Origin of the sequence: Saccharothrix tamanrassetensis (assembly GCF_014203665.1) — a bacterium.
Taxonomy (GTDB): domain Bacteria; phylum Actinomycetota; class Actinomycetes; order Mycobacteriales; family Pseudonocardiaceae; genus Actinosynnema; species Actinosynnema tamanrassetense.
Genome location: NZ_JACHJN010000013.1, coordinates 190075 through 211888, shown reverse-complemented (window position 1 = coordinate 211888; position 21814 = coordinate 190075). Strand labels below are relative to the sequence as shown.

Here is a 21814-nt window from a genome sequence, read left to right as displayed (position 1 = left end):
GTCGTCTCGCGCCCGGCGCGGGGGCGCCCGGGCCCGGGGGGGGCGGGGGCGCGCGCGGGGTCCCCCCCCCCCCACCCCCCGGGTCCCGGCCCACACCCCCCCCCGCGACAAGCCGACGCGGCCTCGCGTGTGGGGTGGCGAGGGGGGCTAGTGCGAGGAAATGTGGGGAAGGGAAGGGAGAGTGGAGGGGTGGGGCGGAGAGACGGGCGGAGAAGAGCGGAGAGGTGAGGCGGAGAGGGGCGGAGAAGGGCGGGGTGGAGAGGGGTGAGGGGGCGGAAGGGGGTTACTTGATGCCTAGTTCGGTGCAGGCGGCTTGGGTGTCGGTTACGCAGATTTCGGAGGCTTTGACGAAGCCGGCGTCCACGACGGTCTTGACGTTGTTCTTGGTGATCATTTGTGCGGTGAGCAGCACGGACTTGACGTCGCGGTCGTTCTTGGGGTCCTTGGTGACGCCGGTCGCTCGGGCGTCGGCTGCGGCGGTGTCGTTCTTGGCCAGCGCGCCGGCCAGCTTGGCGGCGGCCTCGGCCTCGGCGGCGATCGGCTTGAACACGGTCATGTACTGGTCGCCGCGCAGCACGGCCTGGAGGCCCTCCGGGGTGGCGTCCTGACCGGTGACCGGGACCTTGCCGTTGAGGCCGAACTTCTTCAGCACGGTGATCACCGCGCCGGCCAGGCCGTCGTTGGCGGCGACCACGCCGTCCACCTTCTGGCCGTTGCCGGTGAGGATCTGCTCGAAGGTGGTGCCGCCCTTCTGGTTGTCCCAGCCCTCGATCGGCTGGGACTGGACCAGCTTGTAGTCACCGGCGTCGTACTTGGCCTGGAGCACCTGCTTCTGGCCCTGGGTGAACAGGGTGGCGTTGTTGTCCGTCGGGGCGCCCTCGATCTCGATCACCTCGGCGGGCTTCTTGCCGGGCGCGAGGTTGGCGAGGCCCTCGACCAGGCCCTGCCCCTGCAGTTCGCCGACCTTCACGTTGTCGAACGAGACGTAGTACTTCGAGCTGCCGCCGAGGTTGAGGCGGTCGTAGTCGATCACGTGGATGCCCTGGCCCTCGGCCTTCCGGGCCACGGACACGCCGACCTCGCTGTTGGGCGTGGCGATGATCAGCACCTTGACGCCGGCGTTGATCATGCCGTCGGCCAGCGTGGAGAACTTCTGCACGTCGCCCTGGGCGTTCTGGATGTCGGGGTCGAGTCCTTCGGCCCTGAGGGCCTTCTCCAGCAGCGGTTTGTCGAAGCCCTCCCAGCGGGCGGAGGTCGCGGTCTCGGGAAGGATGACGCCGACCTTCGCGCCGCCCGAGCCGCTGTTCGTGTTGGTGTCCGAGGTGCTGCCACCGCCGGACGTGTTGGCGCCGCACGCCGTCACGGCTACGGCCAGGCCGGTACCGACGGCGATGAGGGCGAGGCTCCTGCTGCGCATCCGCCATCCCTTTCCGAGCTACGCGGAGAATGTTGTGGCGCACAACGTATGCCTCGGAGCACGATGACCGGAAGCGCACTTGACCGATCAAGTGGCGCGCTGAGCTAACGAGGAGGTAACCGGGAGGACCGTTTGATGCGCCGAATGGCGCAGTTGGTGCCGGCAGTTACGTGCCGGGAGGGAGACGGTCCGCGTCGCTGCGAACGCAGCGCGTCAGGAGGTCACCAAGAGCGCAGGGTGGCGATGCGTTCTTCGAGTTGTTCGATGCTGGCCATGGCGGTGGGCGGGCCACCGCAGTACTCGCGCAGCTGGTTGTGGATCTTGCCGTGCGGCTTCTTGGTGCGGTGGTGGTGCATGGCAACCAGCGTGTTCAGCTCCTTGCGCAGCTGACCCAGGCGCTCCTGCACACTCGCCGGCCGGATTTGTTGCGGGGCAGGCGTAATCGGAGCCGACTTCTTGCCGGCTTCGATGAGCTGCTTCTCCTGGCGCTGCCGCAGCAGGGCGCGCACCTGGTCGGGCTCCAGCAGACCGGGCAGGCCGAGGTACTCCTGCTCCTCCTCGCTGCCCGCGAACGCGGCCGTGCCGAACGACGAACCGTCGTAGATCACCTGGTCCAGCTCGGCGGACGCACCCAGCGCGGTGAACGCCCGCTCCTCCTCGCCCGGTTCGTCCTTGACCTGGTTGGCCTGGGCCAGCAGCTCCTCGTCCCAGCCGTCCTTCTCCCGGTGCGGCTTGCCCAGCACGTGGTCGCGCTGCTGCTCCAGCTCGCTGGCCAGCCCGAGCAGGACCGGGACGCTGGGCAGGAACACGCTGGCCGTCTCGCCCTTGGCCCGCCGGCGCACGAACCGGCCGACGGCCTGGGCGAAGAACAGCGGGGTGGACGAACTGGTGGCGTACACGCCGACGGCGAGCCTCGGGACGTCCACGCCCTCGGACACCATGCGGACCGCGATCATCCAGCGTTCGTCGGACCGGGAGAACTCCGCGATGCGACCGGAGGCCTTCGGGTCGTCGGAGAGCACGAGGGTGGCGTCGTGACCGGTGACGCGCCTGAGGATCTCGGCGTAGGCCTTGGCGACGGTCTGGTCGGTGGCGATCACCAGTCCCCCGGCGTCCGGCATGCCGCCGTTGCGGAGCTGCGTCAGGCGCAGGTCGGCGGCCTTCAGGACGGACGGGATCCACTCGCCGGTCGGGTCCAGCGCGACCCGCCACGCCCGCGCGGTCTGCTCCTGGGTCAGCGGCTCGCCCAGCCGGGCGGAGAACTCCTCGCCCGCGCTGGTCCGCCAGCTCGCCTCGCCCGAGTAGGCGAGGAAGATCACCGGGCGGACGACACCGTCCTTGAGCGCGTCGGAGTAGCCGTAGGCGTGGTCGGCCTTGCTGCGCTGGGTGCCGTCCGCGCCGGGTTCGTAGCTGATGAACGGGATCGGCGAGTCGTCGCTGCGGAACGGCGTCCCGGTGAGACTCAGCCGGCGCACGGCGGGCGTGAAGGCCTCCCGGATCGCGTCACCCCAGGACTTCGCGTCGCCGCCGTGGTGGATCTCGTCGAGCAGGACCAGGGTCTTGCGCTGCTCGGTGCGCACCCGGTGCAGCGTCGGGTGCGCGGCCACCTGGGCGTAGGTGAGGGCGACGCCGTGGTAGTCGCGGGACGTGACGGCGTTGGTGTTGCGGAAGTTCGAGTCGATCGCGATGCCTGCCTCGGCCGCCGCCTGCGCCCACTGGTGCTTGAGGTGCTCGGTGGGTGTGACGACGGTGACGGCTTCCACCGTGCGGTCGGCGAGCAGTTCGGCGGCGACCCGCAGCCCGAACGTGGTCTTGCCGGCGCCGGGGGTGGCCACGGCGAGGAAGTCCTTGGGCTTGGCGGCCAGGTACTTCGTCAGCGCGCGGCGCTGCCAGGCGCGCAGGGGGCGGGTCGTGGCGCCTTGCGGTTGCGACAACCTCGAACCCCTTCTCTCCTGCTCAGTGGCGTTGGAACATGCGAATGCCCTCGTGGTGGTGACCGTCGAGGGCACCGACAGCCTACCCGTTGCGGGCGCGACACCCGGGTTCCGATGCCGCGAAATCACCCGCGATGCACCATGCTTGGGGTTGCGATGGCTTCGCCGACCGACGAGACAGCACGCGCCCGGACACGCAGCGCGGCCAAGAAGGGGCCCCTGCGGCTGTTGGCGCGCACGCTGTCCAAGGCCTGGGAGGGGAGCATCTTCTCCGAGGCGGCGGAGGCGGCGTTCTGGCAGACGCTGTCGTTCCCGCCGCTGCTGCTGGGGTTGCTGGGGTCGATGGGCTACCTCGGGGACTGGCTGGGGCCCGAGGTGGTCTCCGCGGTCAAGGACCGGATCATCTCGTTCTGCCGGACGATCTTCAGCGGGGACGTCGTCAACGACGTGATCGCGCCGACGGTCGACCAGATACTGACCACCGGGAAGGGCGAGATCGTCTCGATCGGTTTCCTGATCTCGCTGTGGGCGGGGTCGTCGGCGATGTCGTCGTTCGTGGACGCGATCACCGCGGCGCACGATCAGTACGGGGTGCGCAACGAGGTGTGGCAGCGGATCTTCGCGCTGCTGCTGTACGTGGCCAGCCTGGTGTTGCTGATCGTCGGGCTGCCGGTGCTGGCGCTGGGGCCGGATCTGTTGCTGCTCGTGTTCCCCACCGGGTGGCGACCGACCATCGAGGTCTGGTTGAGCGCGTTCTACTACCCGGGGATCGCGGTGCTGCTGGTGTTGGCGCTGACTTCTCTGTACAAGTTGTCGCTGCCCAACAAGCTGCCCTGGCATCGGTTGATCCCTGGGGCGGCGTTGGCGATGACGGTGTTCTTGCTGTCGTCGATCGGGTTGCGGCTGTACATCCAGTGGATCACCACGACCGGGTATACGTATGGGGCGTTGGCCACGCCGATCGCGTTCTTGCTGTTCGCGTTCTTCATCGGGTTGGCCATCACTATCGGGGCTTATTTCAACAGTGCCGTGCAGGAGATGTGGCCAGCTCGGATGACGCGGCGGCAGCGGCGTCGGTGGCGGCGGTTGGAGTTGGAGCGGGCGGCTGAGCGGATCCGGTCGGACGAGGGGAAGGCGGCTTGGAGTCGGGCGGACGCCGCTTCTGCCGGTGGGGAAGAGGGTGAGAACGGCGACGGTCAGCGTCGCGGTACCGGCGAGGATGGCGACGACGAGGGGAAGGGTGTGACGGATGACGTCGGACCTGCTCCGTCGCCGGCTGATACCGCCGAGACTCGGCCGCTTCGGATTGATCGCTCTTCCTGATCCCGTTCGGCGGATCCGGGTTCTTTTTATGGTGGTTCCTCAAATTTGTGCTGACACCGGCGAAGAGGGTGGATGGCATCGATCGAGGAAGTGGCCGAAAACGTGGCGCAGGCGTGCGATGTGGCGTCGAAGTGCCGGGACGCATTGGGGCAAGCTCAGGACTTGGCGGAAGAGGCACACGACCTCTTGGCCGCGAACCTGCGCGGGGCCGTCCGTCTGGAAACCGACACGGAACAAACCCTGGCCACGCTCGCCGCAGTCAAGAACGTCATCACGGAACTGGGCAAGCTCTCGGGGCAGGCATGGATCATGCACAGGATGCCCTGACCGCTCTCACAGGTGACGCCAAGCCGCCACCGGTCCTCAATGCTCCACGACCCGCACAACCGCCACATCGGCCATTCGAGCAACAGCCACCCGCGCCGCACACGGACCGTCGAGCCGAGCCGAACGAACCGCCCGTCATCCCGCCGGAACAGATCGAGCAACTACGCCGTGGTTTGCCGCCACCGATAGCACCAGGCGAACGTGGCCGCAAGACGCACGGTCGATGGATCACCCCCCATGGCAATGCGGAACCGATCGTCAGCGGTAAGGATGATGATTCCGACGCGGCCGATACCATGCTGAAGAACATGGGAATGCGCGCGGCGTCGGCCAAAACGGCGGACGTGGAAATCAAGCTGGCCGCACACATGGTGCGCGAAGGAATCCAGCACGCCACCGTCGTGATCACAACATGCGTGCGCAGGTCGTTTCGGCTGCGACACTCTCGTGCCTATCCTGCTGCCACCAGGGTCTACGCTCACCGTGCACGGCGTGAACGCCGAAGGTGAGCGGTTCCGGAAGCGATACACAGGAGGGGCCCGCCCGTGGTGGCGCTAGAAACGTGGTTCGACAGGGACGCGGCCGAACCGACCGTCGTGGACACCCCCGCCGGGTTGGACGCGGTCTTGGACACCGTGGCCGGGTGGCCGGGGCCCAACACGGTTCAACTTCTCATCGCGGACGATCCCGGTCGCGCCATCCTCGACGTGGGATTGGACGCCGAGTACGGGCGCGGAGTTCTCTACTACTCCGGTCCGGACGCACCTGACGGCGTCACCAGCAAAGGCACCGACGTGGCCGATCTGCCACCCATCTACTACTTCACGGGATCGGACACCGAATACCCGGCGGACGCCGAAATCCCGCTGGACGCGGTCCGCCGGGCCGCGCACGAGTACATGACCACCGGGGGAGCACGGCCAACGGGCATCCAGTGGCAACCGCGCTGACCCTCGACTGCGGCCGGTACGTGGCCTGGATGGACGCGTACGCGAACCGACGCGACGCCACAGGCGGATATGCGCCGGCGATCGGTTAGAGGCTCGCGTGGCGGTGAGGCGGGTGGCGTGCCGGCACTTGAGGGACGACTGGCGCTGGGGTACCGGGCGGTGTGTCTGGGGGTGATGCGAGGTGGGCAGCACTGTGCCCCGGCACGGCGGGGTACCGGGGCGCGGGGTGGGCGGGGTCAGGTCACTCGCCGCCGCCGCCCTTGGGGAGGCCCTCGTAGATCTTCTTGCACTCCGGGCAGACCGGGGAGCCGGGCTTCGGCGACTTGGTGACCGGGAAGACCTCGCCGCAGAGGGCCACCACGTGCGTGCCCATGACCGCGCTCTCGGCGATCTTGGCCTTGCGCACGTAGTGGAACATCTTCGGGGTGTCGTCCCCGGTCTGGTCCGTGCCTTCGGGCCGGGTCTCGACGTCTGGGAGAGTCTGCGTGCTCACGCCCCCAGCTTACCTGGGATGATGGCCCCTCGTGAGTACGCCGAGCGTCACCGAAGAGGTCCGCACCGCCCTGGCCGGGAACCGGCCCGTGGTCGCGTTGGAGTCCACCATCCTGTCGCACGGGCTGCCGCCCGGTCGGAATCGGGAGGTGGCGGCGAAGCTCGAACGGATCGTTCGCGGCGCCGGGGCGGTGCCCGCGACGATCGCCGTGCTCGGCGGGGTGGCCAAGGTCGGGTTGTCGGAGGCCGAGCTCGACTACGTGTGCGATCCGGGCAACGACCTGGTGAAGCTGTCGCGGCGGGATCTGGGGGCCGCGTTCGCGCTGAAGCGGGACGGGGCCACGACGGTCGCCTCCACCGCCGCGCTCGCCCATGCGGCCGGGATCGGGGTGTTCGCCACCGGCGGGCTGGGCGGGGTGCACCGGGGGGCTCGGGAGACCTGGGACGTGTCCGCCGACCTCGATGTGCTGGCCACCACGCCGGTGCTGGTGGTGTGTTCCGGGGTCAAGTCGATCCTGGACATCGGGGCGACGTTGGAGTTGTTGGAGACCCGGTCCGTTCCGGTGCTGGGCTACCGGACCGATGTGTTCCCCGCCTTCTACCGGCGGGAGTCGGCGTTCGGTGTGCCGTGGCGGGTGGACTCGCCGGTGGACGCGGCGGCTGTGGTGGCCGCGCACCGCGACTCCGTGCCGGGGACGGCCGGGGTGTTGTTGGCCAACCCGATCCCGCACGAGTTCGAGATGGACGTCGAACTGCACGACCGGCTGCTGGCCGAAGGGCTCGAGTCGACGCGGGACGTGCACGGCAAGGACGTCACGCCCGCCTTGCTGGAGCACTTCCACAGCGCCAGCGGCGGGGTGAGCCTGGATGCCAACGAGGCGCTGGTGGTGTCCAACGCCGCGCTCGCCGCGCAGGTCGCGGTGCAGTTGTGCCGGTGAACGGGATCGTCGTGGTCGGGGATGCCGGGCTTGACGTGGTGGCGCGGCACTCCGGGCCGATCGTGCACGGGGACGACTCGCGCGCCTCGGTGACCATCGCGCCCGGTGGGGCCGGGGCGAACACTGCCGCCTGGCTGGCGGCCTGCGGGGCTTCGCCGACGCTGGTGGCGCGGGTGGGGGACGACTTCGCCGGTCGGCAGGTGGCCTCGGAACTCACGTCGACGGGTGTCCGGTGTGCGTTCGCGGTGGACCGGGAGAACGCCACCTGTTGTGTGGTGGTGCTGGTCGACGAGACCGGGCAGCGGAGCATGTTGCCGGATCGTGGGGCCAACGCGCGGTTCTCGCCGGAGGACTTGGACGCCGGGCTGCTCGTGGGGGCGCGGCACCTTCACCTGTCCGGGTACGTGCTGCTGGACGCCACGTCGCGGGCGGCCGGGCCGGCGGTGTTGCGGGCGGCCCGTGCGGCGGGGTTGACCACGTCTGTGGATCCGCAGTCGGCGGCGTTGATCTACGACGGGTTCCTGGACGACGTGCGGGGCGTTGATCTGTTGCTGCCGAACACGGAGGAGCTCGTTGCGCTCACCGGATCGCCTGAGCCCGCGTCGGCGTCGGCGCTGTTGGACGTCGTGGGCGCGGTGGCGGTGACGGCGGGCGCGGGCGGCGCGAGCTGGGTTGATCGGGACGGCGTCGTGTCGGTGCCCGCGCTACCGGTCGACTGCGTGGACTCGACCGGCGCGGGGGACGCGTTCGACGGTGGGTTGTTGGCCGCTTGGGTGGGTGGCGCGTCACGCGAGGACGCGTTGCTCGGTGGCGTGGAGGCGGCTGCTCGGGCCGTGTCGGCGGTGGGGGCTCAGCCTTCGATGACCTGATGGTCGCGGGATTCCAGGGCGCGGTGCTCCTTGACGAAGCGGTTCGCCTTCTCCGCCTTGCGGGGCGGGCGGTCGTTCGCGATGAGCACCGCCATCCACGGCAGCGGCACGGACAGCACCAGGAACGCCAACGCCAGCCACCACGTCTGGTAGAACACCATCGCCAAGGCGAGGCACGGGATGCGGGCGCCCATCATGATCGCGTACTTGCGCTTGCGCGCGGCGTGCTGCTCCTCGTAGGAAGGTGCCGCTTCGGTGATGAGCACCGGTACGCCGTCGCGCTCGTGGTCGACCATGTGTTCCATGGTCCCACTAGTGAGTAGTGGGCGACACCTGTCGGCCGACGTATTTCCGGCCACGTGACGGCCACCACGGTGGTCAACGGTCGTTGTCCTACAGTTGCGGGCATGGCCCGCCGTTCCGCCGAGGACACGAAAGCCGCGATCCTGCTCGCCGCTCGCGAGCGGTTCGCCTCCGACGGCTACGAACGCGCCACGATCAGGGCGGTCGCCACCGAAGCCGGCATCGACCCGGCCATGGTGATGCGGTACTTCGGCAGCAAGGAGAAGCTCTTCGCGGCGGCGGCGGCGATCGACCTCCGGATACCGGAGGTCGTGGACGAAGCCGATCCCGGACCGGGGCTCGTCCGGCACTTCGTCGAACGGTGGGAACAGGACGACACCCTGCGCGCGCTGCTGCGCGCCGCCGTCAGCCACGAGGCCGCCGCCGAACGGATGCGGGCGCTGTTCGCCGAGCAGTTGGGGCCGGTGGCGGCCCGGCTCGCGCCCGAAGGGGCCGGACCGGTGCGCGCGGGACTGGTCGCGACGCAGATGGTGGGGCTGGCGCTGTCCCGGTACGTGCTGGCGCTGCCGCCGGTGGTGGGCCTGTCGCACGACGCCATCGCCGCGTGGCTCGGTCCCACCATCAGTCGCTACCTGACCGCGCCCGACCCCGACTGACCGTACGATCCGACCGTGGTGGCCCTTGATCGCCTGGTGGACGTGCTCGGGAGTCTCGGCACGCACCTGAGTTGCGCGCCACGGGGCCGGGACGTGCAGTTGCGGGGTGTCGCCCTGCACGACCCGACCGAGCCGACGACCGTCGCGCCGGACGACGTGCTGCTCGGTCTCGGCGTCCCCTCCCCCGCCGCGGCGGCACGGCTGGTCGGCGGCACGAACGCGGCGGCCGTGGTGCTGCACGGCGCGCCGCCGCTGGACGAACGGGTGGTCGCGGCGGCGAAGCGGTCGGGGGCCGCGGTGCTGCTGGTCGACCCGTCGGTCCCGTGGGGGCAGTTGGCGAACGTGGCCCAGACCCTGGTGCTGAGCGGGCAGCGGAAAGGCTCGGGCGACCTGTTCGCGGTGGCCGACGCCATCGCGGCGGTGGTGGGTGGCCCGGTGACGATCGAGGACCAGCAGTCGCGGGTGCTGGCCTACTCCTACCGGCAGCAGGGCGTCGACCCGGTCCGGGTGCAGACCATCCTCGGGCGCCGGGTGCCCGAGGAGGCGCGGCAGGCGCTGGACGACTACGGCGTGTTCACCCACCTGGCGCGCAGCGACGAGCCGATGTTCGTGCCCAAGCTCACCGACCGGCTCGGGGGACGGCTGGTGGCGGCGGTCCGGGCGGGGCGGGAGCTGCTGGGCTCGGTGTGGGTGGAGGTGGACGCCGACGTGGGCGCGGCCCTGCACGCGGCGCTCCAGGATGGTGCGCGCACCGCCGCCCTGCACCTGCTGCGGGCTCGGGCCAGTGCCGATCTGGAACGCCAGGCCGAGGCCGATCTGGTGATCAGCCTGCTGGACGAGGGCGTGCCGGGGAACCTGACCAGGTTGGGGCTGCCCGCGACCGATCTGCGGGTGATCGCGGTGCAGGCGCACGCGGGTGAGGGCGAGCACGGGGCGGCGCTGTTGGCGTTCGAACGCGCCACGGCGGGTTTCGGCTGGTCAAGGCCTGGGCGCAGTGCGCTGTTCGGCAACGTCCTCTACACGGTGCTGCCGTGCGGCGAGGACCCTGCGAACGCGGTCGACTGGGTGAGGGCGTTGACGCGCGAGCTGCCCGCCGAGGCCGTGGTGGACGCGGGGATCGGCGGGCGGGCGGACGCGTCGCAGTTGCGCGCGTCCCGTGACGAGGCCGACGAATGCCTCGCGCTGTCGTCCGGTGAGCCCGTGGTCTACGACCAGGCGTGGGCGAAGGTGTTGCTGCGCAGGCTGGCGACGGTCGCGAAGTCGGGGCGGCTGCCCGCGCGTGGGCCGGTGGCCGATCTCGTGCGGCACGACCGGGACTTCGGCACCCAGTACGCGACGACGCTCCAGGCTTGGCTGGCCGCGCAGGGGGACGCGCGGGAGGCCGCCAAGGCGCTGTCCGTGCACCCGAACACGCTGCGGTACCGGATGCAGAAGATGGCCGAGGTCACCGCGCTGCCGTTGGACGACCCGGACCAGCGGCTGGCGATGGCGATCGCGTTGGCCGTGGGCGCGCACCGGGACTGACCACCCGCGCAGGCGGTCGACGTGCCGGCGCGGGAGGATTGGCTGTGCTTCCTGATCTTTCGACTGAGCTGACCGCGCGGCTGCGCGGGGCATTCCTGAACGCCGGGTACGACGCCGACGGGGTGGTGGACCTGCTCGGCCCGCAGGCGCACGCCGCGCTGGGCCGTGGTGAGCCGGAGGCCGCCCGGCGGGTCACGCGGGACGCGGGCGAGCTGGGCACGCTGATCCGGCTGTTCCTGCTCGGTGACGCCGAGGACGTGGCCGACGTGACCAGGGCCCTGCGCGGCCTGGACGTCGGGCAGGCGCTGGAGGCGCAGGTGCTGGCCCGCGCCGGGGACGAGCTCCGGGCGGGGCTGGACATCCGCCCGTACGGCGACGATGACGGCTCGTGGTGGGTGGTCGCGGACCTGGACTCCGACCAGCGCGGCGGACCGGTGCCGGCCGATCACGTGCTGGGGGTCGGGCACGCGTCGATCAGCCTGGCGCGGGCCACCTCCCGGCGTCCGGTGGAGACGTTGCTGGACCTCGGCACCGGGTGCGGCGTCCAGGCCTTGCACGCCGCCCGGCACGCGCAGCGGATCACCGCCACCGACCTGTCCGAGCGGGCGTTGCGGCTCGCGCAGGGGACGTTCCGGCTCAACGAGGTCGACGTGGAACTGCGGCAGGGCGAGTGGTTCGCGCCGCTGCGCAACCGGAAGTTCGACCAGGTGGTGTGCAACCCGCCGTTCGTGGTGGGTCCGCCGCGCGTGGACTACGTCTACCGCGACTCGGGGCTCGGCGGTGACGACGCGAGCGCGTTGGTGGTGCGCCAACTGCCCGCGTTCCTGAACGAGGGCGGCGTCGGCCAGCTGCTGGCGTCCTGGCTGCACCGCAAGGGCGAGGACTGGGCGGACCGGGTGTCCGGGTGGCTGCCGAAGGGTGTGGACGCCTGGTTCGTGCAGCGGGACGTGGCCGATCCGACGCTGTACGTGGGCACGTGGCTGCGGGACGCGGGCGTGGACCCGAGGTCGGACGAAGGGCGGGCGAAGGCGAACGCGTGGCTGGACTGGTTCGCCGAGAACGAGGTCGAAGGCATCGGGTTCGGGTTCGTCACCTTGCGCCGCACCGACGTCGCCCACCCCGAGGTGGTGTGCGAGGACCTGCGCCACGCTTACGACGACCCGCTGGGCCCGGAGTCGGCGGCGTGGCTGGACCGCGTGCGGTGGCTGCGCGAGCACGACGACGACCAGCTCTTGCGGACCCGTTTCACCGTGCCGGGAACCGTGGTGCTGGAAGAGGTGTCCGCGCCGACGGAGGAGGGTTGGGAGGCGGTCGTGCGCCGCCTGCACCGCACCGACGGCCCCGGCTGGCAGCACGAGCTGGACGAGACCGCCGCGAAGCTGCTCGCGGGCTTCCGGGGCGCGTTGCCGTTGGAGGACCTGGTCACCCTCCTCGCGTACGCCCACGACCTGGACGCCGACGACCTCGCGCTGGCTGCGCTGCCGGTGGTGCGGGAGCTGGTCAAGCACGGCATGGTGGTGCCGGCATGAGAGCCGTTGTGGCACGTGTCACAGAGGCAGAGGTCACAGTGGACGGCGCGCGCGTCGGGGCGATCGAGGAGGCGGGACTCCTTGTGCTGCTTGGCATCCACGTGGACGACACGGCGGACAAGGCGGCGCTGATGGCCCGCAAGCTGCACGAACTGCGGATCCTGCGGGACGAGGAGTCCTGCGCGACCACCGGAGCACCCCTGCTCGTGGTGAGCCAGTTCACGCTCTACGGGGAGACGAGGAAGGGCCGGCGGCCGTCGTGGACGGCCGCCGCCCGCCCCGAGCACGCCGAGCCGTTGGTCGATGCGGTGGTGCGGGAACTGCGCCGGAAGGGCGCGCGAGTGGAAGCCGGGCGGTTCGGCGCGACGATGTCCGTGCGGAGTGCGAACGACGGCCCGTTCACCGTGCTGGTCGAACTCTAGATCCTTCTCAGGTAATCCTCAGGATTCGCGGCGCAACCGCTGTGACCGCAGTGACGTCTCCAGAGCGGGGACACGGGAACCATTTCGATCCGGTCGACGTTTCCCCCAGTGACAGGGGCCGAAAGGCGACGCCGCGCAGCGCAGCGCGGGATGCGTGACCGCACTGCCAGCCCGCGACAAGGGGGAGGGAAGCTCCATGACCGTCCCGAAGGTCCTCGACCGCGAGGTCGGGAACGAGACGACCACCACGAGCGCCGAGTTGGACCTCGACGCCCAGGGACCGGCCGCCGACCTGGTTCGGGTCTACCTGAACGGCATCGGCAAGACAGCGCTGCTCACCGCGGCCGAAGAAGTGGAACTCGCGAAGCGGATCGAGGCGGGGGTCTTCGCTCAGCACATGCTCGAGACGGGTGCCGGACTGCCCACGACGCGCCGGGACGAACTGCGCGCGCTGGTGCGCGACGGCCACGTGGCAAAGAACCACCTTCTCGAAGCGAATCTGCGGTTGGTCGTTTCGCTGGCGAAGCGATACACCGGCCGTGGAATGCCGCTGTTGGATCTCATCCAGGAAGGCAACCTGGGCTTGATCCGCGCGGTCGAGAAGTTCGACTACACCAAGGGCTTCAAGTTCTCGACCTACGCGACGTGGTGGATCCGGCAGGCGATCACCCGCGGAATGGCGGATCAAGGTCGCACCATCCGACTTCCCGTCCACCTGGTCGAGCAGGTGAACAAGCTGGCGCGGATCAAGCGCGACCTGCACCAGCAGCTGGGCCGTGAAGCGACGCACGACGAGTTGGCGCGGGAGTCCGGCTTGTCGCCGGACAAGATCTCCGACCTGCTCGACCACGCGCGTGACCCGGTGAGCCTGGACATGCCGGTCGGCACCGAGGAGGACGCCCCGCTGGGCGACTTCATCGAGGACTCCGACGCCACCGACGCGGAGAGCGCGGTGATCTCCGGCCTGCTCCAGGACGACCTGCGCCGCGTGCTGGCCACCCTGGAGCCGCGCGAGCAGGCCGTGATCCGGCTGCGGTACGGCCTGGAGGACGGTCAGCCGCGCACCCTGGACCAGATCGGCAAGCAGTTCGGCCTGTCCCGCGAGCGGGTCCGGCAGATCGAGCGCGAAGTGATGTCCAAGCTGCGCCAAGGCGAACGGGCCGCCAAGCTGCGCGCCTATGCCAGCTGACCTCGCATCACCCGTTCGGCCGGGTTGACTTGTGTCCCGGCTCACGGCACGGTCGCGTGTTACACGAGCTTTGCGACAACCCCCTCCACCCCATTTCGTGGAGGTTGTCGCACGCTGAGGAAGGTCGGGGCGGTCGGGGGCCGGCCCGGCCTTCCGCGTTTCCACCCCTCCCCCACCGGTTCCCGCGCCGTCGACCACGACGCGAATCACACCGCGGCGGTCACACCACACAGGACCGCGCGGTATAGGTTCGTCGGAACCCGAACGCGCGCAAGGGAGCCCGCGACGTGCCCGCACCTGTGCCACTGCCTCTGGCCACCGCTTTCCAGCACACCGACGTCCTGCCGCTGGCCAAGGACAACCACACCGAGTACCGGCTGGTCACGCCGGACGGCGTGTCCGTGGTCGAGGCCGCCGGCCGGAAGTTCCTCCAGGTCGAGCCGGCCACGTTGACCCTGCTCGCCAAGGAGGCGATCCGGGACATCCAGCACCTGCTGCGGCCCTCGCACCTGGCGCAGCTGCGCGCGATCGTGGACGACCCCGAAGCCAGCGGCAACGACCGCTTCGTCGCCATGGACCTGCTGCGCAACGCGTGCATCTCGGCCGGCGGCGTGCTGCCGATGTGCCAGGACACCGGCACGGCGATCGTCATGGGCAAGCGCACCGAGTCCGTGCTGACCGGTGGCACCGACGAGGAAGCGCTGTCCCGCGGCATCTTCGAGGCCTACCAGGAGCTGAACCTGCGCTACTCGCAGATGGCACCGGTCAGCTTCTGGGACGAGAAGAACACCGGCACCAACCTGCCCGCGCAGATCGACCTGTTCGCCGCGCCCGGCACGGAACCGAAGTACGAGTTCCTGTTCATGGCCAAGGGCGGCGGGTCGGCCAACAAGACGTTCCTGTACCAGGAGACCAAGGCGCTGCTGAACCCGTCGCGGCTGGCGAGGTTCCTGGACGAGAAGCTGCGCTCGCTGGGCACGGCCGCGTGCCCGCCGTACCACCTGGCGGTGGTGGTGGGCGGCCTGTCCGCCGAGCAGAACCTGAAGGTCGCGAAGCTGGCGTCCGCCCGGTACCTGGACGGCCTGCCGACCGCGGGTTCGACGCTGGGGCACGCGTTCCGGGACGTCGACCTGGAGCAGCAGGTCCTGGAGCTGACCCGGAACTTCGGCATCGGCGCGCAGTTCGGCGGCAAGTACTTCTGCCACGACGTGCGCGTGATCCGGCTGCCCCGCCACGGCGCGTCCTGCCCGGTCGGGATCGCGGTGTCGTGCTCGGCCGACCGGCAGGCGAAGGCGAAGATCACCCCCGAGGGCGTCTTCCTGGAGCAGCTGGAACGCGACCCGGCGCACTTCCTGCCCGACGTGCACGGCGAGGACCTGTCCGACGAGGTCGTTCGCATCGACCTGACCAGGCCGATGACCGAGATCCGCGAGACGCTGTCCAAGCTGCCGGTGAAGACCCGGGTCTCGTTGACCGGCCCGCTGGTGGTGGCCCGCGACATCGCGCACGCGAAGATCAAGGAGCGGCTGGACGCGGGCGAGCCGATGCCGCAGTACCTGAAGGACCACCCGGTGTACTACGCCGGGCCGGCCAAGACGCCGGAGGGGTACGCGTCGGGATCGTTCGGGCCGACGACGGCGGGCCGGATGGACTCGTACGTGGCGCAGTTCCAGGCGGCCGGCGGGTCGATGGTGATGCTGGCCAAGGGCAACCGGTCGAAGCAGGTGACCGACGCCTGCCGGGCGCACGGCGGTTTCTACCTCGGGTCGATCGGCGGGCCGGCGGCTCGGCTGGCGCAGGACTGCATCCGCAAGGTGGAGGTGCTGGAGTACCCGGAGCTGGGGATGGAAGCGGTGTGGCGGATCGAGGTGGAGGACTTCCCGGCGTTCGTCGTGGTGGACGACAAGGGCAACGACTTCTTCGCCGAGACCTCCGCGCCCACCTTGCAGATCAGCTTCCGGAAGTAGCGGCGGCGGACCGTTCGCCGCGGTAGTCGGGCAGAGCGCTTTCCGCGCCTGAGGGCTCCATGTCGCGGGCCGGAATGTCGCGGGCTCGTGTCGCGGACCGGACGTCGCGGGCCCGATTTCGCACGTTCGATTCCGCAAGCCCGATGTCACGGGCTCGATCTCGCGAGCTGGATTCCGGGTCGGATGTCGGGGTCGGGGGGGTTGCCTCCAGCCCCCGACATCCATTGTCCCACGGGCCACCGACAGTTCCGGTGTCCTGGCTGGTCAGGGGGTGGGCCACCAGGAACGGGCGTCGGTGGCGGGGGCCAGGCCCCTGAGCAGTGCGCCGCGCGGGGCGGTGCTGAGCAGTTCCAGCACCCACCAGGTCTCGGCCGGGTGGACCGGTTCGGTCAGGCCGCCGAGCACGACGAGGTTGCCGCAGCCCGCGTCCACCAGCGCCCGGCCCAGCTCGGGCGCGGCGGTCAGGTCCCGGTCGGCCACCGCGCGGTCCAGCAGCCTGGCGACCGCGATGTCGGCGAACCACCGCGGGTCGACCGCTGCCGCCAGCGTCCGTTCGGCCTGGTCCAGCATCGACCTCCAGTCGGTCCACGGGAAGCCGGACTCCCCGTCCACCACCACCCGCGTGCTGTGCGGGCCGGCGCCGTCGGAGTTCGTCACGTCCTTGCCGACGCGGTGGTTCCCGTCGACGTCCCGGTGCCACACGACGCCCTCCCGCCGGAAGTCGGAGCGCTCCACGCCGTGCTTGCGCGCCTCCGGCCAGAACCCGGCCGCCCCACCCGGCCGCAGCCCGGTGAACGCCGCGTGCAGCATCCCGCCGATCACGTCCACGTCGTCGTACCCGCTGATCACCAGGAACCGCCCGAGCAGCGCCAAGGCGGGTCCGGGGTGCCGCAGCGACGGGTCGACCAGCGCCGCCGCCCGGCACACCAGGTCCAGCTCATCCCACCGGAACAGGTGCGGGTGGAAGTGGGCCTCGTCGTCCCAGCCGACGCTCACCGCCTCCTCCGCACCGGGCGGCCGGACGCCGACGTCGAAGTACCCGTCGCTGACGGACAGTTCGACGGAGTGGCCGGCGCCCACCGGGAAGCAGACGACGACCTCCTCCTCGTCCAGGTAATCGTCGTCGGACTCGAAGAAGTACATCGCCCAGAACCGGGGATCATCCAGGCGCAGCTCGGCGGGGATCGGCATCGCGCGATGCTAGATCACCCGATCGTGGGATGGATCAAGCTGTGCGCTCGCGCGCCTCCAGCACGATCCGGCGGTCCCCCAGCGGCGCGTCCAGCACCACGTTCACCGGCACGAGGGACAGCTCCTCCGTGCACGCGCCGCCGTTGGGCGGGTAGTACGTCGTCACCAGCGTGATCAGCACCTGGTCCGCCGACTGGGCCTCCACCTCGGCCGACGCCCGCTTGCACCCGCCGGCGAGGCTGAACACCTGGACCGTCCGGCCGTCGGCCGCCACCGACGCCTCGCGCTTGTAGACGTCCGACAGCGTGTTGGCGTCGATCCGCTCCGGTGGGACGGCGATCGGGCCGGGCAACGGCGGGGCGCTCGACTGCGGAGGCGGCTCGGTGAACGTCCCTGTGGGTGACAACGTTGTCGACGGCGTCGAGGAGAGCGTCACCGTCGGGGACGGCGGGGACGAAGGGGAAGACGGCGGGGGCGAGGACGACCCGCCGCCGCTGCACCCGGCTACCGCGAACGCCGCGAGGACCACCGCGACCTTGACGTTCCTCATAGCGGTAGGACGGTACTTCCACGCCCTCCGGTTGCACAGGGCGGTGCCCGGCCGACGGGGCAGGCCGACCGGGCACCAGGGGGAGGGAGGAAACGTCTACTTCTGGTCCTGCCGCATGGTCAGCGACACCGAGCGCTCGCCCAGCGGTGCGTCCAGCTTCGCGGTCAACGGCGGGTAGCGGATGTCCATGGTGCAGACCTCCGCGTCCTTCGGCGTGGTCTCGACCAGGACGACCTTCACGGCCTGCGCGGTCTGCTCGGCGATCTCCACGCTCGCCTTGCCGCAGCCGCCTTCCTGACCGACCAGCCCCAACGTGCTGCCGTCGCCCTCGGTCCACACCGTCCGCGGCGTGCCCTCGGGCAGCGCGGACGCGTCGAGCTTGGACTTGGGCACTTCCTTGGCACCCGGCGGCACGGGGCTCTCGAACTCCGGGTCCTCCGAGGAGGCGGGCGTGGACGAGGGTGCGGTGGTCAGCGTCGGACCGCCGCTGCTGCCCGCGTCGACCGAGGGCTGGGTCGAAGCGCAGCCGGTCAGCACGAGCAGCAGCGCACCGGCACCGATCGCGGTTCCTAGGCTTCTCATGTGAACAGGACGGAGCCACGCGGACAACGGGTTGCCCGGCTCTTTTGACAGTTACCCGTTCAGGTGAAGGTGCGCCCGGGTGCCCTCCACCGCCTGCCGTAGTGCGTTCGACCGCTCCGCCGAAGCGAGCCCGGCGTGGTGCACGTGGAACTCCTTCGCGCCGGCACTCGTGCGCGGAACCCGGGAGCTACGGAGTCGCCAGCGCCTCGGTCGGCGCCAGCCGGCTCGCCCGCACCGCCGGGTAGAGCCCGGCCACCACGCCGATCGCCATGGTCGCCACCACCCCGCCCGCGGTCGCCCACACCGGCACCACGGACGGCCAGCCCTGGTACGTGGCGTAGCCGCCGGTCACCAGGACGCCCAGCACCGCGCCGCCCACCCCGCCGAGACCGGACAGCAGCAGGGACTCGGCCAGGAACTGCGCCCGCACCTGGCCCCTGGTCGCGCCGAGCGCCCGGCGCAGCCCGATCTCGGCCCGCCGTTCCAGCACCGAGATCACCATCGTGTTCGCCACGCCCACCCCGCCGACCAGCAACGCCACCGCGCCCAGGCCGAGCAGCAGGGCGTTGAGCGTGGCGTCGGTGGCCTGCTTGGCGGCCAGCACGTCGGACGGGCGGGACACCTTCACCTCGTCCGGGTGTTCCGGGTTGGCGGTGGCGGCGAGCCGGGTCTGCACGGTGTGCACCGCGTCCTCCCTGGCCCGCGCGTAAACCGTGGTCGGGTGGCCGTCGAAGCCGAGTTCCCGTTGCGCCACCGGCCAGCCGACCAGTGCGGCCGTGTCGAGTTCGGGGGCCAGCGGTGCCGGGCCGAGCACGCCCACCACGGTGAACCAGTCGCCGCCCAGGTAGACCGGTTCACCGGGCGCGGTCACGCCCAGCCGTTCGGCGGACTTCGCACCCAGCACCACGGCCGGGTAGCGCGCCGTCGCGTCGTTGAGGAACGCGCCGCGCGCCACGGTCACGCCCACCGTGGCGGGCAGGTCGGTGCGGGTGGCGAGCACCGCGATGCCGCCGGACTGGGTGGCCGGGACGTGGTCGTTGCGGTACACCCTGGCGTCCACCACCTTGCCGGTGGCGGTGGTGCCGGTGACCGGCTCCATCCGGCCGATCATGCCGACCGACTCGGCGGGCAGGTGGGTCTGCTCGCCGAACAGGGTCTGGCCGGGGCCGACCGTCAACAGGTTGGTGCCCAGCGCGGACAGCTGCCGGTTCAGGTCCTCCCGGCTGGAGGTGGAGATCCCGACGACGGACACCATCGCGGCGATCCCGATCGCGATCCCCAGCGCCGACAGCACCACCCGGGTCGGCCGGGCCCGCAAGCCCGCTCCGCCGACCCGCAGCACGTCGATCGGGCTCAACCGGGCAGGACTCAGCCGGTCGGGACTCAGCCGGTCGGGACTCAGCGGGGCGGGACTCAGCGGGGCGGGACTCAGCGGGGCGGGATTCAGCGGGACGGGGCGCAGCTCAGCCATCGCCGACCACCCGCCCGTCGCGCACGTCCACCCGACGCGGCAGGCCGGCCGCCAGCTCCCGGTCGTGCGTGATGATCACGACCGTCGTCCCGTCCTCGTGCAGGGAACGCAGCAGCGCCAGCACATCGCCGCCGGAACGCGAGTCCAGGTTGCCGGTCGGCTCGTCGGCCAGCAGGAGGGCGGGGTTGCCGACCACGGCCCGTGCGACGGCCACGCGTTGCCGCTCGCCGCCGGACAGCTCGTGCGGCCGGTGCGCGAGCCGGTGGCCGAGGCCGACCACTTCCAGCGTCTCGACCGCCCGACGGCGGCGTTCGGCTTGCGGAACTCCGCTGTACAGCAGTCCGTCCGCCACGTTGTCCACTACGGACACGCCCGCGGCGAGGTGGAACTGCTGGAACACGAACCCCACCACACCGGCACGCAGCGCGGACAGACGCCGGTCGGACAGCGAACCCACGTCGTGGCCGTCCACGTGGACCGAACCGCTGGTGGGTCTGTCCAACGTGCCGATGAGGTTCAGCATCGTCGACTTGCCGGAGCCCGAAGGCCCGACGATGCCGACCAGTTCGCCGTGCCCGATGCTCAGCGACACGTCGCGCAACGCGGCCACGCCCTGGTACTCGCGGGACACCCCGCGCAGCTCCACCACGTTCACCGGGGCACTCCGACCTCGACGCCCTCGGCGATGCCGGCGCCGCCGACCTCCACCTGACCGTCGGCGAACAGACCGGTCTCCACCTGGACCTGCCGGGTGGTGCCGGACTCCACCACCTGCACGCCGTACCTGCCCTCCCCCATCGACACCAGCGCCCCCACCGGCACGGCCAGCACGCCGTCCTTGCGGCCCGACACCAGCAGCACGTCGACCGGCGCGGAGTCCAGGTCCCCCAGACTCGCCTGGTCGGCGACCGAGATCACCACGTCCACCGTGGTCTTCGGGCCGGCTCCCTGCTGGATCGGTTCGGTGGTCGCCACCGTGCCCACCGACTCCACCTCGCCCTGCACCGGCTTCCCGCCGGGCAGCGCCACGGTCGCCGGCACGCCGGGTGCGACCAGGTGCTGTTTGCCGACCTCCAGCGGCACGGTGACGACCTTGGTGGTCCCGGTGTAGGTCAACACCGCGCCGGCGGCCTTGGCGCCGGGCTGCGCCTTCAGTTCGGCCACCCGGATGTCGCCCGGTGCGACGACCACGTCGGTGGCCTGCACGGTGCCCGTCTCCGCCACGCCCAACGCCTCCTGCCACTCGCGCACCGCCGTCGCGGTGCCGGCGGTGAACGACGTGTCGACCGTGAAACCGCCGTACCCCAACGTCTGGAGGTTCTCCTCCAGCTGCCGGACGTCCGCGCCGGTCACGCCCGACGTCAGCGCCCGGTACGCCGGGGTGGCTCCGAACAGCAGCGGCACCGGGCGGTCGTCCACCCGGTAGACCGGCTGACCGCGACCGACCACGCTGCCCGGCGCGGGCAGCCACGTCACGGTGCCGGCGCCGCCGGGTGGCGTCGGTGTCGCCGGGCCGTGGCCCAGCGTGCCGGTCACCCGTTCCGTGCTGGTCAACGTGGTCGAAGCGACCTTCGCGGTGGCCGGGGGCAGGTTCGCCGCCGTCGCCGGGGACGGGGTGCCGCCGCCGAAGCCGACCGCCGCCACACCTCCCGCGCCGAGTGCGACCAGGGCACCCGCGCTCCACAGGACCCGTCCGCGCCGGTTCACCGGATCAGCTCCGGCAGCTTGTCCTGGCAAGCCTCCAGCGCTGCCTTGAACGCCGGGCTGTCCCGGTCGAGCTTGCCCGCGCCGCCGAGCTTCGCGCCGCTCGGGTCGGGATCCGGCATGTCGACGCCGTGCTCCCTCATGCACTTCGCGAACTCCCGCAGCCGCTCCAGTCGCTCGGGGTCCGAAGTGGACAGGTCGCCGCCACCGGGCAGGTGCTCCTCGCACGCGGCCAGCGCGTCCTTGAACGCCGGGTTGCTCCGGTCCGCTCCGGCGAGCGCGCCGAGCTTGCCCCCGTCCGGGCCCTGGTCGGGCACGTCGACACCGTTGTCCCGCATGCACTTCGCGAACTCCACCCCCTGTCCATCCGACGTGCCCGTGTCCGGCCCGGACGTGGACCCGCCCGGATCACCACCGGAACCGCACGCGCCGAGCAGCAGCGCGAGCGCCGCCGCCATCACTCCTCGTCTCATGTC

At 71.0% G+C, this 21814-nt stretch carries 23 protein-coding genes and 1 pseudogene; 13 read left to right on the top strand and 11 right to left on the bottom strand.

Features of this window, described 5'->3' with window-relative positions; genetic code table 11:
* Positions 1 to 283 precede the first annotated feature (283 nt).
* Together FHS29_RS32705 and FHS29_RS32700 are read right to left on the bottom strand one after the other, a co-directional pair.
* Positions 284 to 1417: a sugar ABC transporter substrate-binding protein gene (locus FHS29_RS32705; RefSeq protein WP_184697720.1), complete on the bottom strand. Its 1134-nt coding sequence runs from the start codon at positions 1415 to 1417 to the stop codon at positions 284 to 286.
* 221 nt (positions 1418 to 1638) lie between these two features.
* Positions 1639 to 3351 carry a DEAD/DEAH box helicase gene (locus FHS29_RS32700; RefSeq protein WP_184697717.1) on the bottom strand — a complete coding sequence of 571 codons (1713 nt, stop codon included), beginning with the start codon at positions 3349 to 3351 and terminating at the stop codon, positions 1639 to 1641.
* 141 nt (positions 3352 to 3492) lie between these two features.
* On the opposite strand from FHS29_RS32700, the gene FHS29_RS32695 reads away from it, so the two are divergent.
* The 5 genes and pseudogenes from FHS29_RS32695 (at position 3493) to FHS29_RS32680 (ending at position 5951) form a co-directional block, all read left to right on the top strand.
* Entirely contained in the window at positions 3493 to 4674 is a 1182-nt protein-coding gene (locus FHS29_RS32695; protein WP_376774495.1) for a YihY/virulence factor BrkB family protein, read from the top strand.
* A 72-nt stretch (positions 4675 to 4746) separates the two neighbouring features.
* Positions 4747 to 5001, top strand: a complete 255-nt coding sequence (locus FHS29_RS32690) for a hypothetical protein (protein WP_184697715.1) — start codon at positions 4747 to 4749, stop codon at positions 4999 to 5001.
* Positions 4977 to 5351 (top strand): annotated as a pseudogene (locus tag FHS29_RS32685) (DddA-like double-stranded DNA deaminase toxin); the annotation flags it as partial. The gene FHS29_RS32690 and the pseudogene FHS29_RS32685, both read left to right, overlap by 25 nt.
* Positions 5352 to 5448: 97 nt before the next feature.
* On the top strand, positions 5449 to 5559 hold the full coding sequence (locus tag FHS29_RS38545; protein ID WP_376774494.1) for a hypothetical protein: 111 nt from the start codon (positions 5449 to 5451) through the stop codon (positions 5557 to 5559).
* Positions 5547 to 5951 (top strand): Imm1 family immunity protein, encoded by a 405-nt coding sequence (locus tag FHS29_RS32680; protein WP_184697709.1) that lies wholly within the window; start codon positions 5547 to 5549, stop codon positions 5949 to 5951. Before FHS29_RS38545 ends, FHS29_RS32680 begins: the two co-directional genes overlap by 13 nt.
* Positions 5952 to 6192: 241 nt before the next feature.
* Here FHS29_RS32680 and FHS29_RS32675 read toward each other — a convergent pair whose 3' ends face one another.
* The gene (locus FHS29_RS32675) at positions 6193 to 6444 is read right to left on the bottom strand and encodes a DUF3039 domain-containing protein (protein ID WP_184697705.1); all 252 of its coding nucleotides are present in this window, start codon (positions 6442 to 6444) and stop codon (positions 6193 to 6195) included.
* Between the two features lie 31 nt (positions 6445 to 6475).
* Here FHS29_RS32675 and FHS29_RS32670 point away from each other — a divergent pair, with 31 nt between their 5' ends.
* Both FHS29_RS32670 and FHS29_RS32665 read left to right on the top strand, forming a co-directional pair.
* Positions 6476 to 7381 carry a pseudouridine-5'-phosphate glycosidase gene (locus tag FHS29_RS32670; RefSeq protein WP_184697702.1) on the top strand — a complete coding sequence of 302 codons (906 nt, stop codon included), beginning with the start codon at positions 6476 to 6478 and terminating at the stop codon, positions 7379 to 7381.
* Positions 7378 to 8250 carry a carbohydrate kinase family protein gene (locus tag FHS29_RS32665; protein ID WP_184697699.1) on the top strand — a complete coding sequence of 291 codons (873 nt, stop codon included), beginning with the start codon at positions 7378 to 7380 and terminating at the stop codon, positions 8248 to 8250. The genes FHS29_RS32670 and FHS29_RS32665 overlap by 4 nt, the downstream gene beginning before the upstream one ends.
* On the opposite strand, the gene FHS29_RS32660 is transcribed toward FHS29_RS32665, so the two are convergent.
* Complete coding sequence (locus tag FHS29_RS32660) at positions 8232 to 8546, bottom strand: DUF3099 domain-containing protein (protein ID WP_184697695.1); 315 nt, start codon at positions 8544 to 8546, stop codon at positions 8232 to 8234. The two genes, FHS29_RS32665 and FHS29_RS32660, sit on opposite strands and share 19 nt — an antisense overlap.
* 111 nt (positions 8547 to 8657) lie before the next feature.
* Between FHS29_RS32660 and FHS29_RS32655 the strand changes: the two genes are divergently transcribed.
* The 6 genes from FHS29_RS32655 to FHS29_RS32630 all read left to right on the top strand — a co-directional run bounded on the left by FHS29_RS32655 (position 8658) and on the right by FHS29_RS32630 (position 15840).
* The gene (locus tag FHS29_RS32655; protein WP_184697692.1) at positions 8658 to 9209 is read left to right on the top strand and encodes a TetR/AcrR family transcriptional regulator; all 552 of its coding nucleotides are present in this window, start codon (positions 8658 to 8660) and stop codon (positions 9207 to 9209) included.
* A 15-nt stretch (positions 9210 to 9224) separates the two neighbouring features.
* A complete protein-coding gene (locus FHS29_RS32650; RefSeq protein WP_184697689.1) occupies positions 9225 to 10733 on the top strand; it encodes a PucR family transcriptional regulator in 1509 nt (502 codons plus the stop codon).
* Between the two features lie 44 nt (positions 10734 to 10777).
* Positions 10778 to 12262, top strand: coding sequence for a DUF7782 domain-containing protein (locus FHS29_RS32645; RefSeq protein WP_184697686.1), 1485 nt, complete (start codon positions 10778 to 10780; stop codon positions 12260 to 12262).
* Positions 12259 to 12684 carry a D-aminoacyl-tRNA deacylase gene (dtd, locus tag FHS29_RS32640; protein ID WP_184697683.1) on the top strand — a complete coding sequence of 142 codons (426 nt, stop codon included), beginning with the start codon at positions 12259 to 12261 and terminating at the stop codon, positions 12682 to 12684. The genes FHS29_RS32645 and dtd overlap by 4 nt, the downstream gene beginning before the upstream one ends.
* Positions 12685 to 12880: 196 nt before the next feature.
* Positions 12881 to 13873 carry a sigma-70 family RNA polymerase sigma factor gene (locus tag FHS29_RS32635; protein ID WP_184697680.1) on the top strand — a complete coding sequence of 331 codons (993 nt, stop codon included), beginning with the start codon at positions 12881 to 12883 and terminating at the stop codon, positions 13871 to 13873.
* A 287-nt stretch (positions 13874 to 14160) separates the two neighbouring features.
* Complete coding sequence (locus FHS29_RS32630) at positions 14161 to 15840, top strand: fumarate hydratase (RefSeq protein WP_312865199.1); 1680 nt, start codon at positions 14161 to 14163, stop codon at positions 15838 to 15840.
* Positions 15841 to 16104: 264 nt separating this feature from the next.
* Here the strand turns inward: FHS29_RS32630 and FHS29_RS32625 are convergent, their stop codons facing one another.
* The 7 genes from FHS29_RS32625 to FHS29_RS32595 all read right to left on the bottom strand — a co-directional run bounded on the left by FHS29_RS32625 (position 16105) and on the right by FHS29_RS32595 (position 21811).
* Positions 16105 to 17031, bottom strand: a complete 927-nt coding sequence (locus FHS29_RS32625) for a hypothetical protein (RefSeq protein ID WP_184697677.1) — start codon at positions 17029 to 17031, stop codon at positions 16105 to 16107.
* Between the two features lie 34 nt (positions 17032 to 17065).
* Positions 17066 to 17581, bottom strand: a complete 516-nt coding sequence (locus tag FHS29_RS32620) for a hypothetical protein (protein ID WP_184697674.1) — start codon at positions 17579 to 17581, stop codon at positions 17066 to 17068.
* 96 nt (positions 17582 to 17677) lie between these two features.
* Positions 17678 to 18163, bottom strand: a complete 486-nt coding sequence (locus FHS29_RS32615; protein ID WP_184697671.1) for a hypothetical protein — start codon at positions 18161 to 18163, stop codon at positions 17678 to 17680.
* Between the two features lie 187 nt (positions 18164 to 18350).
* Complete coding sequence (locus FHS29_RS32610) at positions 18351 to 19634, bottom strand: ABC transporter permease (RefSeq protein WP_184697668.1); 1284 nt, start codon at positions 19632 to 19634, stop codon at positions 18351 to 18353.
* Positions 19627 to 20289 carry an ABC transporter ATP-binding protein gene (locus FHS29_RS32605; RefSeq protein ID WP_376774493.1) on the bottom strand — a complete coding sequence of 221 codons (663 nt, stop codon included), beginning with the start codon at positions 20287 to 20289 and terminating at the stop codon, positions 19627 to 19629. Before FHS29_RS32605 ends, FHS29_RS32610 begins: the two co-directional genes overlap by 8 nt.
* Complete coding sequence (locus tag FHS29_RS37305) at positions 20286 to 21341, bottom strand: peptidoglycan-binding protein (RefSeq protein ID WP_184697666.1); 1056 nt, start codon at positions 21339 to 21341, stop codon at positions 20286 to 20288. Before FHS29_RS37305 ends, FHS29_RS32605 begins: the two co-directional genes overlap by 4 nt.
* Positions 21338 to 21811 (bottom strand): hypothetical protein, encoded by a 474-nt coding sequence (locus tag FHS29_RS32595; protein ID WP_184697663.1) that lies wholly within the window; start codon positions 21809 to 21811, stop codon positions 21338 to 21340. Before FHS29_RS32595 ends, FHS29_RS37305 begins: the two co-directional genes overlap by 4 nt.
* Between the last annotated feature and the right edge of the window lie 3 nt (positions 21812 to 21814).

Bases quoted from the DNA above. Each gene is read 5' to 3' on its own strand.
- FHS29_RS32705 (WP_184697720.1), bottom strand. From the start codon at position 1,417: ATGCGCAGCAGGAGCCTCGCCCTCATCGCCGTCGGTACCGGCCTGGCC.
- FHS29_RS32695 (WP_376774495.1), top strand. From the start codon at position 3,493: ATGCTTGGGGTTGCGATGGCTTCGCCGACCGACGAGACAGCACGCGCC.
- FHS29_RS32690 (WP_184697715.1), top strand. From the start codon at position 4,747: ATGGCATCGATCGAGGAAGTGGCCGAAAACGTGGCGCAGGCGTGCGAT.
- FHS29_RS32660 (WP_184697695.1), bottom strand. From the start codon at position 8,546: ATGGTCGACCACGAGCGCGACGGCGTACCGGTGCTCATCACCGAAGCG.
- FHS29_RS32655 (WP_184697692.1), top strand. From the start codon at position 8,658: ATGGCCCGCCGTTCCGCCGAGGACACGAAAGCCGCGATCCTGCTCGCC.
- dtd (WP_184697683.1), top strand. From the start codon at position 12,259: ATGAGAGCCGTTGTGGCACGTGTCACAGAGGCAGAGGTCACAGTGGAC.
- FHS29_RS32635 (WP_184697680.1), top strand. From the start codon at position 12,881: ATGACCGTCCCGAAGGTCCTCGACCGCGAGGTCGGGAACGAGACGACC.
- FHS29_RS32625 (WP_184697677.1), bottom strand. From the start codon at position 17,031: ATGCCGATCCCCGCCGAGCTGCGCCTGGATGATCCCCGGTTCTGGGCG.
- FHS29_RS32620 (WP_184697674.1), bottom strand. From the start codon at position 17,581: ATGAGGAACGTCAAGGTCGCGGTGGTCCTCGCGGCGTTCGCGGTAGCC.
- FHS29_RS32615 (WP_184697671.1), bottom strand. From the start codon at position 18,163: ATGAGAAGCCTAGGAACCGCGATCGGTGCCGGTGCGCTGCTGCTCGTG.
- FHS29_RS32610 (WP_184697668.1), bottom strand. From the start codon at position 19,634: ATGGCTGAGCTGCGCCCCGTCCCGCTGAATCCCGCCCCGCTGAGTCCC.
- FHS29_RS32595 (WP_184697663.1), bottom strand. From the start codon at position 21,811: ATGAGACGAGGAGTGATGGCGGCGGCGCTCGCGCTGCTGCTCGGCGCG.